16 protein-coding genes and 1 pseudogene are annotated in these 15,006 nt (G+C 49.5%); 10 read left to right on the top strand and 7 right to left on the bottom strand.

Annotated elements, in window-relative coordinates:
• Positions 1-200 precede the first annotated feature (200 nt).
• Genes M3079_RS03085 through M3079_RS03105 form a run of 5 tightly spaced genes read left to right on the top strand, consistent with a single transcriptional unit; the run spans position 201 to position 4,881 of the window.
• Positions 201-1,511: a circularly permuted type 2 ATP-grasp protein gene (locus tag M3079_RS03085; RefSeq protein ID WP_249077178.1), complete on the top strand. Its 1,311-nt coding sequence runs from the start codon at positions 201-203 to the stop codon at positions 1,509-1,511.
• On the top strand, positions 1,493-2,173 hold the full coding sequence (locus M3079_RS03090) for an alpha-E domain-containing protein (protein ID WP_249077179.1): 681 nt from the start codon (positions 1,493-1,495) through the stop codon (positions 2,171-2,173). The genes M3079_RS03085 and M3079_RS03090 overlap by 19 nt, the downstream gene beginning before the upstream one ends.
• Positions 2,174-2,189: 16 nt before the next feature.
• Entirely contained in the window at positions 2,190-2,957 is a 768-nt protein-coding gene (locus M3079_RS03095) for a transglutaminase family protein (RefSeq protein ID WP_249077180.1), read from the top strand.
• A 53-nt stretch (positions 2,958-3,010) separates the two neighbouring features.
• Entirely contained in the window at positions 3,011-3,949 is a 939-nt protein-coding gene (locus M3079_RS03100) for a M14 family metallopeptidase (protein ID WP_249077181.1), read from the top strand.
• On the top strand, positions 3,946-4,881 hold the full coding sequence (locus M3079_RS03105; RefSeq protein WP_249077182.1) for a M14 family metallopeptidase: 936 nt from the start codon (positions 3,946-3,948) through the stop codon (positions 4,879-4,881). The genes M3079_RS03100 and M3079_RS03105 overlap by 4 nt, the downstream gene beginning before the upstream one ends.
• A gap of 109 nt (positions 4,882-4,990) precedes the next feature.
• Here the strand turns inward: M3079_RS03105 and M3079_RS03110 are convergent, their stop codons facing one another.
• Together M3079_RS03110 and M3079_RS03115 are read right to left on the bottom strand one after the other, a co-directional pair.
• On the bottom strand, positions 4,991-6,304 hold the full coding sequence (locus M3079_RS03110; protein ID WP_249077183.1) for a DUF2130 domain-containing protein: 1,314 nt from the start codon (positions 6,302-6,304) through the stop codon (positions 4,991-4,993).
• Positions 6,305-6,317: 13 nt separating this feature from the next.
• Positions 6,318-7,172 carry a patatin family protein gene (locus M3079_RS03115; protein WP_021715265.1) on the bottom strand — a complete coding sequence of 285 codons (855 nt, stop codon included), beginning with the start codon at positions 7,170-7,172 and terminating at the stop codon, positions 6,318-6,320.
• A gap of 149 nt (positions 7,173-7,321) precedes the next feature.
• Here M3079_RS03115 and M3079_RS03120 point away from each other — a divergent pair, with 149 nt between their 5' ends.
• The gene (locus tag M3079_RS03120; protein ID WP_249077184.1) at positions 7,322-7,714 is read left to right on the top strand and encodes a pyridoxamine 5'-phosphate oxidase family protein; all 393 of its coding nucleotides are present in this window, start codon (positions 7,322-7,324) and stop codon (positions 7,712-7,714) included.
• Positions 7,715-7,824: 110 nt separating this feature from the next.
• Positions 7,825-8,494 (top strand): annotated as a pseudogene (locus M3079_RS09440) (DMT family transporter).
• Positions 8,495-8,596: 102 nt separating this feature from the next.
• On the opposite strand, the gene M3079_RS03135 reads toward M3079_RS09440, so the two are convergent.
• From M3079_RS03135 to M3079_RS03150, 4 genes are read right to left on the bottom strand one after another with little or no spacing between them, the layout of a single operon-like run.
• Positions 8,597-9,592, bottom strand: coding sequence for a hypothetical protein (locus M3079_RS03135; RefSeq protein WP_249077188.1), 996 nt, complete (start codon positions 9,590-9,592; stop codon positions 8,597-8,599).
• Between the two features lie 3 nt (positions 9,593-9,595).
• A complete protein-coding gene (mnmA, locus tag M3079_RS03140; RefSeq protein ID WP_249077189.1) occupies positions 9,596-10,678 on the bottom strand; it encodes a tRNA 2-thiouridine(34) synthase MnmA in 1,083 nt (360 codons plus the stop codon).
• 1 nt (position 10,679) lies between these two features.
• Entirely contained in the window at positions 10,680-11,273 is a 594-nt protein-coding gene (locus tag M3079_RS03145; RefSeq protein ID WP_249077190.1) for an HD domain-containing protein, read from the bottom strand.
• 43 nt (positions 11,274-11,316) lie between these two features.
• Positions 11,317-11,748 carry an Rrf2 family transcriptional regulator gene (locus M3079_RS03150; protein WP_249077191.1) on the bottom strand — a complete coding sequence of 144 codons (432 nt, stop codon included), beginning with the start codon at positions 11,746-11,748 and terminating at the stop codon, positions 11,317-11,319.
• 182 nt (positions 11,749-11,930) lie between these two features.
• Between M3079_RS03150 and M3079_RS03155 the strand changes: the two genes are divergently transcribed.
• The 3 genes from M3079_RS03155 (at position 11,931) to M3079_RS03165 (ending at position 13,684) form a co-directional block, all read left to right on the top strand.
• A complete protein-coding gene (locus M3079_RS03155) occupies positions 11,931-12,278 on the top strand; it encodes a hypothetical protein (RefSeq protein WP_021715259.1) in 348 nt (115 codons plus the stop codon).
• 32 nt (positions 12,279-12,310) lie between these two features.
• Entirely contained in the window at positions 12,311-13,252 is a 942-nt protein-coding gene (locus M3079_RS03160; protein WP_249077192.1) for an AEC family transporter, read from the top strand.
• A 120-nt stretch (positions 13,253-13,372) separates the two neighbouring features.
• Positions 13,373-13,684 carry a LysM peptidoglycan-binding domain-containing protein gene (locus M3079_RS03165; RefSeq protein ID WP_021715257.1) on the top strand — a complete coding sequence of 104 codons (312 nt, stop codon included), beginning with the start codon at positions 13,373-13,375 and terminating at the stop codon, positions 13,682-13,684.
• An 81-nt stretch (positions 13,685-13,765) separates the two neighbouring features.
• On the opposite strand, the gene dpaL is transcribed toward M3079_RS03165, so the two are convergent.
• A complete protein-coding gene (gene dpaL, locus M3079_RS03170) occupies positions 13,766-14,965 on the bottom strand; it encodes a diaminopropionate ammonia-lyase (RefSeq protein WP_249077193.1) in 1,200 nt (399 codons plus the stop codon).
• Between the last annotated feature and the right edge of the window lie 41 nt (positions 14,966-15,006).

Below are 15,006 nucleotides of genomic sequence, written 5' to 3' on the forward strand. Positions count from 1 at the left end.
GCTTTTATATTTAAGCTGTAAAATCAAATGCAAATAATAGCCAAATGTAATTTATTGGCGCACATATAATTGACTAAACATACAAAAACAATTATAATATGTTAAAAGAGGCAAAGGAGCCGTAACTGGTTTCCTGTGCCTCTTTTGTTTTATATGCTCAGAAAGCTGCTGATGAAATTTTTAGAGTGGGGGGATTTGTAATGCAGGAGCTTATAGCTCATCAGGAAACTATTAACCGCCAGCTGGCGCGTTACGGCGTTAAGTTTGGCATTTATAAAAACGGCGAATTTAAAGAGCGCCTTTTCCCGTTCGACCCGTTGCCGCGCGTTATTCCGGCGGCGGAGTTTGCCGTGCTTGATAAGGGGCTTTGCCAGCGCGTAATGGCGCTCAACATGTTTTTAAAAGACCTTTACGGCGATAAAAAAATTATCAGCGACGGCGTAGTGCCGGAGGATTTTGCCTTTGCAGGCTCCGGCTACCTGCCGGTTTGCGAGGGGTTTACGCCGCCGAAAGGAATTTACAGCCATATTTCCGGCATCGATCTGGTGGAAGGCAGGGACGGCAGCTGGTTTGTGCTGGAGGATAACCTGCGCATACCGTCAGGCGCTTCGTATCCTTTAATTGCGCGCAGGCTGTGCCGCAGGTGCAGTCCGGAATCGTTCCGCCAGCATAATATTGTGGATAACCGCAACTACGGCGCGCTTTTGCGCGAAGTGATGAACAATGTAAACACAGGCGGCATTAATGTTATTTTTACGCCGGGGCGCTACAACGCAGCTTATTTTGAACACAGCTATCTGGCGGAACTGAGCGGTGCGGTGCTTGCCGAAAGCGGCGACCTGTTTGTTGAAGACAACAAGGTTTATTACCGCAGTGAAAAGGGCGCGGAGCGCGTCGGCGCGATTTACCGCCGCATCAGCGATGAATATCTTGACCCGACAACCTTTTTGCCCGAAAGCCTTATCGGTATACCCGGCGTAATGGGCGCTTACAGGACAGGCAATGTGGCAATTATCAATGCTCCAGGCAACGGTGCGGCAGATGACAAGGGCATTTACTACTTTGTGCCTAAAATGGTACGTTATTACCTTGGCGAAGAACCGGTGCTGCACAATGCGCCGACCTACCTGCCGTTTTATAAGGAAGATTTGGACTACACGCTGGCAAACCTTAATAAACTTGTTGTTAAGGACGTTGCCGAAGCAGGCGGTTATGGCGTGGTGTTTGGGCGCGAGCTGACGCAGGAAAAATTAGCGGAGCTTGCGGGCATGATTAAACGCGAGCCGCGCCGTTTTATAGCGCAGGAGGTTATAGATTTTAAGGACCTGCCGGTGATGGAAAACGGCGTGCAGGCAGAGCGCAAGGCCGACCTGCGTGCGTTTGTGCTGACTGGCGCGGAAACGAAGGTATGGCCCAGCGGGCTGACACGTTTCAGCCGTGAGCCGGACAGTTTTGTTGTTAACAGTTCGCAGGGAGGAGGCTTTAAGGATACATGGGTACTATCGGATTAAGCAGGACGAACCGCCTGTTCTGGCTGGGGCGTTATCTGGAAAGGGTTTACACAACTTTAAAAGCAACGCGTATTATGTTTGATGCGGAAACTGACGGCGCGGAAGCCGATTACAAGGATTACTGCCGCCGCATGGGCATTGCCTGCCATTATGAAAACACGGCTGCCTTTATCCGCAGCTACTATTTTAATGCGGAAAACGCAGATTCTGTTGCCGCGTCACTGGCACATGCTTATGATAATGCCATTGTACTGCGCGAAACGCTTTCCAGCGATACGCTGGCTTATGTGCAGATGGCTGTAACGGCAATGGAACTTGCCGCCAAAAGCAGCGGGCCTGCCGTAGAGCTGCAATGGGTTTTGGACGATATTATGGCGTTCCGCGGCTCGTGCGAGGAAAATATCGAAGAAGAAATTAACCGCAATATTATAAAATCGGGCGCAAGCCTTGAACGTGTGGATATTTTTCTGCGGCTCGGGTATCTGCAGGAGCAGTGCCTGAAAGAAGTTCGGCACCTTGCCAGCCGTTTAAAAAAGGCGCAGCTTGCCGTAAACGAAAACAATATGCAGTTTTTGCTTAACTCCCTGGCAGGCAGCCCGGAAAACCTGCCGCCTGCGCCGGTGCTTACAGCGGCGGTAGAAGGGCTGCTTGTAAATATCTGACTGATGGGTGATACTGATGAAACGCCTGCGTTTTGCTTTTATAACCACTGTGCAGTATTCGCAGCCAGTGCATGGGCACCAGCTGGCACTGCGCTGCGTGCCGTTAAACGATGCCGGGCAGCATTTGGAAACTTATACCGTTAAAATAATGCCCGGCAGGCTGCCTGCGCCGCAAAATGACGGCTTTGGCAATACCGTGTTCTGGTGCAGCATCGGCAGCGAGCATAATGTTCTGCGTTATGGCAGCAGGGGCATTGCCCGCGTGGAAGAACCTGGGCAGCCCGCACCGCCGCCTAATCCGTGCCTGCGTTTTGCCGGCTTTCGCACAAAACCCGGAAAAATATTGACGCAGGTTTCTTCCGCCATGGCTCGCGGTAAAACGCTTGCTGCGCTGGACGCGCTTTGCCACGCCGTGCACAGCCTTTTGCGCTATCAGCCCGGGGCAACAGGCATTTATACCACGGCCGAGGAAGCCCTGGCTGGCGGGCGCGGCGTGTGCCAGGATTACGCGCACGTTTTTATAGCGCTGGCGCGGCTTGCAGGCTGGCATGCACGCTACTGCATGGGGCTTACCGTTGGCGAGGGGGCAACCCATGCCTGGGCAGAAATTTATTACGAAGGCGCATGGCATGGCTTCGACCCGACGCGCGACTGCCGTACGGACGCAAGCTACCTGCGTTTTGCCACAGGGCGCGATGCTGCCGACTGCCCGGTGGAGCAGGGAACCTTTTACGGCCTTGCGGACCAGACGCAGACCGTTTTTATGCGCGTAAAAGAAATTTAAGGCAGTAGTACGCCGCTGCTTTTTAACATAGATACCGAAAGAGGTGCAGCAAAATGGACATAACAGTTGCCGGCCTTGGTCTTGCCGTGCACGAGCGCCTGGAACTGCATAAAAACAGAATAACGCCGCTGTCGGGGAAGGACGGGGGCAAACGTATTTCCGTTGTTACAGGCATACACGGCGACGAGCTGGAGGGGCAGTATGCGGCGTGGCTTTTAAACCGCCGCCTTATGGAACACCCTGAATATTTGCACGCCACCGTCGATATTTATCCCGCCGTCAATCCGCTGGGCATTAATACAATTCAGCGCAGCATACCCTTGTTTGACGTTGATTTAAACAGAATCTTTCCGGGGGAAAACGGCGGTCCGGCGGCAGAATATTTTGCAAATGAAATAATTAATGACGTTAAGGGGTCGGATATTGCTGTTGATATTCACGCCTCTAATATTTTTCTGCGCGAAATGCCGCAGGTGCGTATTTCCGAAGAAACGGCAGACGCACTGGTGCCGCTGGCACGGCTTTTAAACGTGGATTTTGTTTGGATTTACCCGGCTGCCACCGTGCTGCAAAGCACTTTTGCGTGCAGCATGAACTCTATTGGTACGCGCTGCCTGGTTGTGGAAATGGGCGTTGGCATGCGCCTTACGCCTGCTTACGGTGAGCAGCTTACCGAAGGAATTTTGAATTTGATGCGCAGCGAGGGCATGTGGGACGGAAAAACGCACTGTACCCATACGCCGCTTATCAGCCGTGACGAAGTGGCCTTTGTAAACGCCGGCGCCGCCGGTATTTTTATGGCGCAGGCACAGCACGGCAGTTCTGTAAAAAAAGGGCAGCTGCTTGGCATTATTGCCGACCCGCTGACTGGGAATATTAACGAGCGCGTTACCGCGCCTGCAGATGGGCTGCTGTTTACCCTGCGTGAATATCCCGTTGTTTATCCGGGCAGCCTGCTGGCGCGCATCGTAACGGGAGGCAGCAGAGAATGAAACGCGAAATTTTATATACAATGAAAATGCCTTACCGGCAGGACTTTCTGCTGGAAGGCTTCCGCTTCGGCGAAGGCGAAAAATCCTGCGCCGTTGTGGGCGGCATACGCGGCGATGAGGTACAGCAAATGTATACCTGCGCGCGCCTTGTAAAAGTACTGGCGGAAATAGAGCAGCGCGGCAATTTGCTGCCGGGGCACGAAATACTCGTCATTCCCTGTGCCAACCGCTTTTCCATGAATGTCGGCAAACGCTTCTGGCCGATGGATGGCAGCGACATTAACAGAATGTTTCCGGGGTACGATTTGGGTGAAACCACGCAGCGCATAGCGGCAGGGCTTTTTGAGGCTGTTAAGGATTACCGCTGCGGCATCCATATGGCAAGCTTTTACCTGCCCGGCAAATTTGTGCCGCACGCCCGCATTGTTAATACAGGTTACCAAAGCCCGGCGCTGGGCAGCATGTTCGGGCTGCCGTATATTGTAACGCGCGAGCCGAAGCCCATAGACACAACAACGCTGAACTATAACTGGCAGATATGGGACAGCGCCGCCTTTAACATTTATACGCAGGAAACCTCGCGCCTTGATGATGACAGCGCCGCAAACGCGGTGGACGCCGTACTGCGTTATTTAAGCCGTGTCGGTGCGGTAAAATACACCTGTTACAGCGGCTATCTTTCCACTGTCATCAGCGAAAGCGAGCTTATTAACGTACTTACACCGGCAGGCGGCATTTTTAAAGCGTTAAAAGCCCCGGGCGAAGAAGTACGCAGGGGCGAGGTGATAGGACAGATTATTGACCCCTTTACGGCGGAAATAACGCACGAAATAACCGCTGCCGCCAAGAGCATGGTATTTTTTGCCATGGAAAAGCCGCTGGTGCTGGAGCACGAAATTGCTTTTAAATTAGTGTGCCGCAAAAACGGATGAAAAACGGTAATTAAAAGCTATTAACTATAAATGAACAGCAAATAAAAAACAGCCTTTAGGGTGCGCCGGTAACGGCACTGCCTTAAAGGCTGTTTAATTTTATATTGTTTTAGTCTTTTTCCAAGTCTGCAAATTTGGCGGCCATGGTGGGGTTGTTGCGCGTTAAGCGCTTAATGGAAAGGTCCTCCGCTTTGTTGTTAGCAAGGCGCAGGTTATTTTCGGAAGATAAAAGCGCGTCCTTGGTTTTTTGCAGATGGTCAATCGTTTTGTCGATTTCTTCAATGGCTTTTTTAAATTTTTCGCTGGCAAGGCGGTAATTGCGCGAAAACTTATCTTTAAATTCATTCAAATCGTTTTCAAAATTGGAAATATCAATGTTCTGCGTTTTAATAACGCTTAATTCCTTGCGGTATTGCAGTGAATTCTGCGCCGCGTTGCGCAGCAGCGTGATGATGGGAATAAAAAACTGCGGGCGGATAACGTACATTTTGGGGTAGCGGTAAGAAACATCGACAATGCCGGTGTTGTACAGCTCGCTTTCCGATTCCAGCATGGAAACAAGCACGGCGTACTCGCAGTTCTTTTCACGGCGGTCTTTATCAAGTTCCTTAAAAAAGTCCTCGTTTTTCTTTTTGGTTGAAGTGGCGTCCATTTCGTTTTTCATTTCAAACATGATGGAAATAAACTCCGTTCCGTCCTCGTCCGCTTCGCGGTAAATATAATCGCCCTTGCTGCCGGTGCGCGCATCGTTGTCTTTTTCAAAATACGCGTTGGCAAAACCGGTCATTCTTAACTTGTTGAACTCTATTTCGCAGTGCTGCTCCAGGCTTTCGCCAACCATTTTTGTGGACTGGCGCAGTTTAAAGTCTTTATAGCGCTCAATTTCCTCGTCTTTAAATTTGAGCTTTTCTTGATACTGGGTAATTAAAGTCTGCTCGCGCAGTTCGCTTTCTTTTTTGCCGTTTTCAATGGCGGAAGTAAGCTGCAAAATGTTTTGTTCCTTGTCGTTAAGCTCTTGCTGTTTTTCGTTAACTACTTTGGCGATGGCAAGTTCAATTTCCTGTTTGCCTGCGTTTAAACGCGCCGTAAGCCCGGCAATAAGCTGGTCCTTCTGTGCAAGCTCCAGTTCTTTTTTGTTAAGCGCATCCTGTAAAGATGCGGCCTGCGACATTTTCTGCATATTCAGCTGGCTTTTTAAATCGTTAATTTCCATTGCTTTTTTTGCAAGCGCAACATCATACGCTTTGGCGGTTGCGGTTTTGGCAAGTTCTACCGAAGCGTTTTTTTCTTTCTCAAACTGTTCTAGGCGTTCGTGAATTTCCCTGTGGAATTCCTCGTCCCTTACCTGTTTTACAATGGCGGCGTAGCCGGTTTCGTCAACCTGAAACACCTCGCCGCATTTGGGGCATTTTATTTCCTGCATCTATTGGTTCTCCTTATTTGTAATTTAATTTTATAATTTTATTTGCCGCTTGCAGGCCGCAGTCATAGCCGTGGTCGTACAGCGCTAAAAGTTTTTCCTTGTCGAGGTCAAGCCGGTCAATCGTCAGCGGCTGCTGCGGGCGTATAATAACGGCCTTGCCTTCCTGTTCAAGTTTTTCAACGGCTTCTATTTGTTTGTTGTAATTTTGCGGGCGTTCTGCCAAAATCTGCTGCAAAAGCGGGTAATGCTTGTACCACAGCTTAACCAGCGCCGCCGGAACGGTGCTGCTTTTGCGGTAGCCCTTGTTGCGCGTCAGCACAATTACAAACTTATCGTAGCCTGCCCTTTGCCCGCGGTCAAACGGAATGGGGTCTGTCAGTGCGCCGTCCAGCAGGCGGCGTTTATCGAAATGCACAATGGGCGCTAGAAACGGCAGCGATGCCGAAGCGCGTACCGGCGTAAAATTCCTGCCCATATCCATCTGCGTGTACCATACCGATTCACCCGTGCCGCAGTCCGTTGTGCCAACCTCCAGCCTGCCGGGATATTTATAAAACGCATCGTAATCAAATGGAATTAAATGGCGGGGAATATCGTTTAAAATAAAATCGAAACCGAACAGCGAGCGTGTGCGCAGCCAGTTTTTTACGCTGCAGTAACGGTCATCGCCCACATAATCTTCAATAATCCGCCTGGTGCGGCCCTTTTGCCCCGACATATACGAAAGTATATTGCAGGCTCCCGCCGATACCCCGGCGATATGCGGAAAAACCAGTTCTTTTTCCAGAAAAGCGTCAAAAACACCGGCCGAAAACATGCCGCGCATGCCTCCGCCTTCCAGTATCAGACTGAGATTGGACAGTAGCATAAGGCACCTCCGTTAAACTTGCTGCTGATTTTTATTATAACATTTTACAGGCGAAGGGCATATAAGTTTGTTTATTTTTTGTGCGGGCAGAGTTATAATAAAAACGTAAGCCAAAACAAACCGGCTTACGGAAGGAGTATAAAAAAACAATGTCTGCTGTACTTGATTATTTAAAAGAAAGCGGCGTATTTTATCTTTCGACAATGGACGGCAATCAGCCGCGTGTACGTCCGTTCGGCGCTGTGTGCGAATTTGAAGGCAAATTGTATTTTATTACCGCAAAAACAAAAAACGTTTACAAACAGCTTTTGGAAAATCCGCGCGTGGAAATTTCTGCCATGAAAGGGCAGGACAGCTGGATTCGCCTTGACGGCGAGGTAAAAATGGACGACCGCCGCGAAGCGCGCGCTGCCATGCTGGAAGCCGTGCCGGTTTTGAAAAATATGTATAATGCCGATGACGGCGTTATGACCGTTTTTTATCTTGATAACATTAAAGCAACTGAATATTCCTTTACCAGTGAACCCAAAGAATTGGCATAACCGGGAATTTTTAAGGGGCGGCCTTTTTACAGGGCCGTCTTTTTTTGACGTTTTTTTACAGGAAACAGCAGACAGATTTTGTTATAATATTTTGTTAAGGAGGGAGTGCCGTGGATAAAACAAGAGGCCACGCAGCGGCAATTATAACCATTTTTGTGTGGGGCGTTACGTTTATTTCAACAAAAATACTGCTTACGGGCTTTTTACCGGTGGAAATTCTGTTCTGCCGTTTTTTACGGCACTGGCAGGTTTTGCGGCTTCGCGCGGTAAGGAACGCCCGCACCGGCGTTTTATTTTTGGTTTCGTCCTTGCCATGGCAGGCATTTACCTCATCAGCACTGCCGAAAGCGGTATGCAGTTTAACCTTACCCGTTAAGCGCTGCCGCCGTGTGGGCGCTTTACGCCGTGCTGACGCGCAAAATAACAACCTTCGGCTACAACACCATTTTAATTACGCGGCATATCTTTTTTTACGGGCTGCTGTTTATGCTGCCTGCGTTATATATCTTCGGCTTTACGCCGGATTTAACACGCTTTTATAACCCGGCATATTTGTTTAATATTTTGTTTTTGGGGCTGGGCGCATCTGCTATGTGTTTTGTAACGTGGAACTATGCCGTTAAAGTGCTGGGCGCCGTTAAAACAAGCGCTTATATTTATGCCGTGCCGGTGCTGACAGTTGCTTCGGCTGTAATTGTTTTAAACGAGCCGGTAACGGTAAAAATGCTGGCGGGCGGCGTGCTGATTATACTGGGGCTTTTGCTCTCGCAAAAAGCGTAAAACAAAAATTTTTATAATGCGGTATTGCTTACAACGCATAAAAAACCTGCCTTCGTTACGGAAATAATCCGTCCGGAGGCAGGTTTTGTTTATGTAAGTCTTTTAATATTTATCAAACAGTGAGCTTTGCCCGCACTGCAAACTGCGTGCGGAGTAATCCGCAAGGGGAATGAAGGTAAGGCGCTTATTTTCGGGGAACAGGTAAAAACCTGTGTACTGGTAGCCGCTGTGCTGCGTAAGCGTAAGGCGCAGCAGGCAGGACACATTGCCACTGGTGCATTTAAACTGCATATAGCGGGTGTTTAGCCCCTGAAAGGTTTTGTATTCGCCTGCTTCCGTAAGCACAAGGTTTTGCAGCTGGGGCGGCAGGTTTAAAGCTTCGGTATTTACCTGCCGGTAGCTGTACTGCGGCGGCGCTTCAAATTCGGTTATTTCAATAATTTCTTCGCCTTTTTCCTTCAGGTGGCGCGTTACCGGTGCAGGCGGCGCCATCAGCTGTTTGCCTGCCAGCGCGTCTTTAAACACTGCGGCTTTGCTGTCTGGAATGGAGGCGTTAAACATCATTGCCGTTGTGTCATCCGCGCCGCGGGTAATCATTGGGCCTTCTGCGGGCAGCCCTGCCAGCAAATCCGCGCCGAATGCCGTGGGTATTGCCAGGCTGTAAGACGGGGCTGTTTTATTAACATAGTAGGTAAAATCTGCCGGTTTGGTTAAATACCAGTTTTCTTTGGCAGGTTCTATTTTTACCGTGCGGCGTACAACGCGCGGCTGTTTAACCTGCTGCTGTACGGTGTTTTTGCCCTTTTCGGTGCCCTGTTCTGCGGTTTTTACATTTGCCGGTGTTTTTACGGCAGCTTCCTGTTCAGGGGCTGTGCCGTTTGGCGCAGTTGTATTACTGCCGGATTCCGGGCTGCCTTTTGGCGTTTGGGCGTTCTGCTGTTCCGTGCCGGATAGTTTTTCCGCTGGCGGGTTATTCAGTTTTGCCGTTGCTTCTGCCAGTAAATCCGGCGTAATTGTGTTTGGCGTCTGCGGCATTGCAGCGTGCGCAGCACCGGCTGCAAACAGGCAGATTGCCAAAGCGGCAATAGTTTTTTTCATGGCTTACTCCTTCAGCGCGCTTTGTATAATACCGCCGCCAACAATAAATTCGCCGTTATAAAATACAACGGCCTGCCCCGGCGTAACGGCGCGCATGGGTTCATCAAAGGTAACTTTTACGTATTCGCCGCAGGGTTCAATGGCTGCCGGTACATCCTGCTGGCGGTAGCGTGTTTTGGCGGTTACGCGCAGCGGGCCGGTAAGGGCGGCTTCGGTAATAAAATTACAGTTTTTGGCAAGCAGCCCGCGGCTGAACAAAGCTTCTGCCGGGCCTACCGTAACGTTTCCGGAAGCGGTGTCTTTTTCTATTACATATAATGGGTAATCGTAGGCAATGCCAAGGCCTTTGCGCTGGCCGATGGTGTAGTTTACAAGCCCTTTGTGGCGGCCGAGAACCTGCCCGTTAAGATGCACAAAATTACCGGCGGTATCGGAAGCTTTGTCGATGCGCCCGATTAAACCTGCGTAATCGCCGTCAGGCACAAAGCAGATATCCTGGCTGTCCGGCTTTTGGGCGGTAACAAGGCCTGCTTCGGCGGCAAGTTTGCGTATTTCGTCTTTGCTTACGCCGCCAAGTGGCAGCAGCACGTGCGAAAGCTGCTCCTGCGAGAGCGAAAACAGCATGTAGCTCTGGTCCTTGCGGTGGTCTTCTCCGCGCGCCAAAAGCCAGCGGCTCTTTGCGCTATCGTAAACTATGCGGGCGTAATGCCCTGTTGCCAGGTAGTCGCAGCCGAGCTCCCTGGCGTAATCCAAGAGTGCGCCGAATTTTATGTATTTGTTGCAGTCAACGCAGGGGTTGGGTGTGCTGCCGCAGCGGTATTCGCTGGCAAAGTGCTGTATAACGTGCCTGTTAAAGCAGGCTCTTAAATCAACAACCTTGTGCTCAATGCCAAGTTTCTGCGCTACGGCCTGTGCGTCTTTAATGTCGCGGTCAATATTAAGCGGCGCATCCGGCAGGCCGATATCGCAGCCGTTAAACATACGCGCCGTAACGCCAATAACTTCATAACCCTGCTCTAAAAGCAGCATTGCCGCGGCAGAACTGTCTACGCCGCCGCTCATGGCGGCAAGTACTTTTTTCTTCATGTTATTCCTTCGGCGGCAGCGCTGCGCAGATTTCGTTTATTTTGGCTTCGTCAACGCGCATGGCTTCAATGGTTTTTTCAAACAGTTCGTCAAGCGTCCAGCCAAGCATTTCGGCGCCCTGCGCAATTACCTCGCGGTGGCAGCCTGCCGCAAATTTTTTATCTTTAAATTTCTTTTTAATGGATTTTACTTCCATATCGCTTACGCTTTTGGAAGGGCGCATTAAAGCGGCCGCGCCGATAAGTCCGGTAAGCTCGTCGGCAGCAAACAGAACTTTTTCCATCTGGTGCTCCGGTTTAATGTCGCATACAAGTCCGTAGCCGTGGCTGGCGGTGGCGTGGATGAGTTTTTCGTCTATACCGCGTTCGCGCATAATTTCCTGCGATTTAATGCAGTGCTGTTCCGGGTACATTTCAAAATCAAGGTCGTGCAGAAGCCCGGCCAGTGCCCAAAAATCTGCTTCATCGCCGTAGCCGAGCTCGTTGGCGTACCAGCGCATAACGCCTTCCACTGTCAGCGCGTGGCGCAGATGAAACGGGTCTTTGTTATATTCTTTTACTAATTCCCAGGCTTCTTCACGTGTTAAATTTGCCATAAAAAATCCCTCCTGATTATTATAAAGCATGTTTAAAGCACTATTATTTACAGCAGCATTTTTCTTCCTGCCATTTCAGTAAATCCGCCAGCGTAATATTATCTACAACATTGTTGATGGCTTCGCCTATGCGCCGCCATACTTCTGTTGTAACGCAGTCATCAAGGCGCGGGCAGAGTGTCGGATGCACGGATGCCGCGCAGGCTACCGGTGCAAGGTCGCCTTCAAGCACGCGCAGTATTTCCCCAACGGTGCATTCTGACGGTGCTTTGGTAAGTTTATAGCCGCCCTGCGCGCCGCGGGCGCTTTGTACAAGCCCGGCTTTGCTCAAACGGCCGATAATCTGCTCCAGATATTTATCGGATATATCCTGCCGCAGGGAAATTTCTTTAACCGGCGTATATTCATGCTGGCTGTTGGCTGCTAAATCGAGCATCAGGCGCAGCGCGTAACGTCCTTTGGTAGATATTTTCATGCTGAACTCCTTTCATATAAAGTATTTTACTACTAATCAAGTAGGGATTCAACAAAAATTTAAAGGGCGGCATTTTGCCGGAACAAAATTAAAAATTTTAACGGTTTTTTTATATTGTTATGTGTGTTAAAATAAAAGCATAAATTTTATTTTTAAAATTCTACTCCGGAGGAATTGTAATTATGGAAAACAAAGAAAAGATGGATATTGAGAAGGAATTTCAACACTATCTTGAAATTTTCAAGCATGATAAAGAACTCGGCAAAGCCCTGAGCCTTGTGTCTTTCCCGGCATTGTTCAACGATAAGTTTTTGCAGGAAAACAGCAAGTTTACTTCCATGAACGATTTAATAATCCGCAGCGGTTTCGGCATTATGAACCTGCTGGAGGTGGAAAACGTAAACCAGGAAAAATGGAATGCTTATATTGCCAAAAACAGCAACTGCACCACCTGGTTTGAATTTGGCAAACTTGCCATGATTGAATGGATGAAAGCCAAACTGGAGGAAGTTAAGAACGCTGCAAATTAAAAAATAATGCTTTAAAAAGGAAGTGAGGCCGCGTGGATATTGTACTGCATGCGTTTGAAGGCGTTTTTACCGTCAGCCTGATGGTATTGGCCGGGTATTACCTTGGCAGCCACCACTGGTTTTCGGAAGAAAGCCTGAACCTGATTTCCAAACTGATAACGAAAATCTGCCTGCCGCTGTATATGATTGTGAATTTAACGGAAACGCTTACGCATGATACGGTTATACAAATGAGCAGCGGCCTTCCGGTAGCGGTTTCGTCGATGATAATCTGTTTTATCATCGGGCAGCTTGCCGTGCGCTTTGCCAAAATACCCAAAGGGCGGCGCGGCGTTCTGGCGGCAGTGTTTTTTGTAACCAACACCATTTTAATAGGCCTGCCGCTTTCCACCGAACTGTTTGGGACAAAGTGCATACCGTTTGTACTGGTTTATTATATGGCGAACACAGTGGTGTTTTGGGTTGTGGCGGCCCATATTATTGCCGTTGACGGAACGGAAAACGTACCGCCGCTTTTTAGCGTGCAGACGCTGAAGCACATTGTTAACCCGCCGCTGGCAGGCTTTGCCATTGGCTTTACCTTGGTAATGCTTGAACTGCACCTGCCGCATCCGCTGCTTGTTTCGTTTAAATACATGGGCAATATGACAACGCCGCTGGCCATGCTTTTTATAGGCGCCGTTGTAAGCAATGCTGACTGGAGCAAAATTCATTTTGACCGGCAGATTTTACTTGCCCTGTTCGGGCGTTTTGTAGTTTGCCCGCTGGGAATTATTTTAATGGCGCCGGTAATTGGCATACCGCCGCTTATGACGCAGGTGTTTACCATTCAGGCGGCCATGCCTGCACCTTCCGTGCTGCCTGTGCTTGCCAAAAATTATGGGGCTGATTACGAATATGCCGCTACCCTTACGGTTGTTACAACGGTTTTGGCTGTTGTTGTAATGCCGTTTTATATGTGGGTTGCTTCTTAATTTGTTTGCAGTATAAACTAAAAAATACGAACAAATTTTCATAAATATGCTTGACAAAATGCGCTGTTCGTTTTATTATAACTATAACGAACAAACGTTTTGAAAGGCAGTTGATTGTTTATGAAAAAGCTGACGGCAATAGTAATGGCAGTCTTTTTATTATACAGCGGTTACGTGTTCGGCACAGTATCCGCAGCAGATGAAATTTACACCACGCGCACGGTAACCGTGTACAGCGGCGATACCATGTGGGATATTGCTTCACGCTGGGCGGAAGATGACGAAGATGTGCGCGCCGTTATTTACCGCATCTGCGAGGCAAACGGTTTGCAGAATACGGATTTGCAGCCGGGGCAGAAAATTATGGTGCCGGTGCGTGTGCATGCCGGTGAGGGCGTAATGCTGGCGGAAGCAACGAACGGAAATTTATAAAATACGAACAAAATAAAAGCAGGCCTGGTGATTTTAAAATCATCAAGCCTGCTTATTTTTTTATGCCGTAAATAAAGCGTTTTATTTGTTTTCCGGCTTCCATTTGCCGCTGAGTACCTTAAGGTAGTTTACTTTGTCGGTAGCGCCTTCCGTACTTATTAAAAGCACGCGCGAGTTTTCGTCAAGCCCAAGTTCGTTGCGCAGCTGCGCAAGCTCTGGGTCCTGCATCAGCGCTGCCAGAACTCCGGCGGTTACCGCACCCGATTCGCCCGAAACAATGCGCGCATCGCCGCTTTGCGGCATACCCAAAAGCCGCATGCCGCTGGCTGCATAGTAATCACTGCATGCAATAAAGGCGTTTGCAAAATTATTGATTATATCCCAGCTTACAGTGCAGGGTTCGCCGCAGCAAAGCCCGGCCATCATGCTGTTCATTCTGCCGGTTACTTTGTGCAGCGTGCCGTCGTTTGCCGCTGCCGTTTTATACAGGCAGGCGGCTTTATCCGGTTCGCAGATAACGGTAACAGGCAGGTTGTTCTGCCAAAGCGATGCAAAATAGCCGAGTACCGCGCCTGCCATGCTGCCTACACCGGCCTGCAAAAACAAATGCGTCGGCGTTATGCCGTTTAGCTGAGCAGTAATTTCCTGCGCCATGGTGGTATAGCCCTGCATAATCCAGGTGGGTATTTCTTCGTAGCCGCTCCACGCGGTATCCTGCACCAACACCCAGCCGTGCTTGCGGCTCATGGCATAGGCAAGGCGCACGGCGCCGTCGTAGTTAAATTTTGTAATTTCCGCTTCTGCGCCCAGCGCGCGGATGTTGTTAAGCCGTTCCTGGCTTGAGCCTTCGGGCAGGTAAACAACTGCTTTATGCCCCAGAAGTTTGGCGGCCCAGGCTACGCCGCGCCCGTGATTGCCGTCTGTTGCCGTTACAAAGGTTACGGTGCCGAGTTTGGCTTTTGCTTCTTCGCTGCACAAAACGTTAAAACTGTTTCCGTCAACGGGTATATTTAATTTGCCGCATAAGTATCTGGCAATGGCGTAACTGCCGCCCAGCGCTTTAAAGGCGTTCAGCCCAAAGCGTGCTGATTCGTCCTTAACAAAAATCTGCCCAACGCCGAGCTGTTTTGCCAGATTAGGCAGGCTTACAAGCGGAGTTTGCGCATAACCTGCAATGCCGTTGTGAAATTCAAGTACGGCCTGCATAGCTTCCGGCTGCACAAATTTGAGGCTGCCGGTATTTTTATTTCCTTTATGAAGTACATATTGCAGATTGGCCATAAAACTGTTCTCCTGTACTAAAACGGCACAGCCTAAAGCTG

It is taken from the genome of Phascolarctobacterium sp. ET69, from assembly GCF_023336935.1.
Classification (GTDB): domain Bacteria; phylum Bacillota; class Negativicutes; order Acidaminococcales; family Acidaminococcaceae; genus Fusicatenibacter_A; species Fusicatenibacter_A intestinipullorum.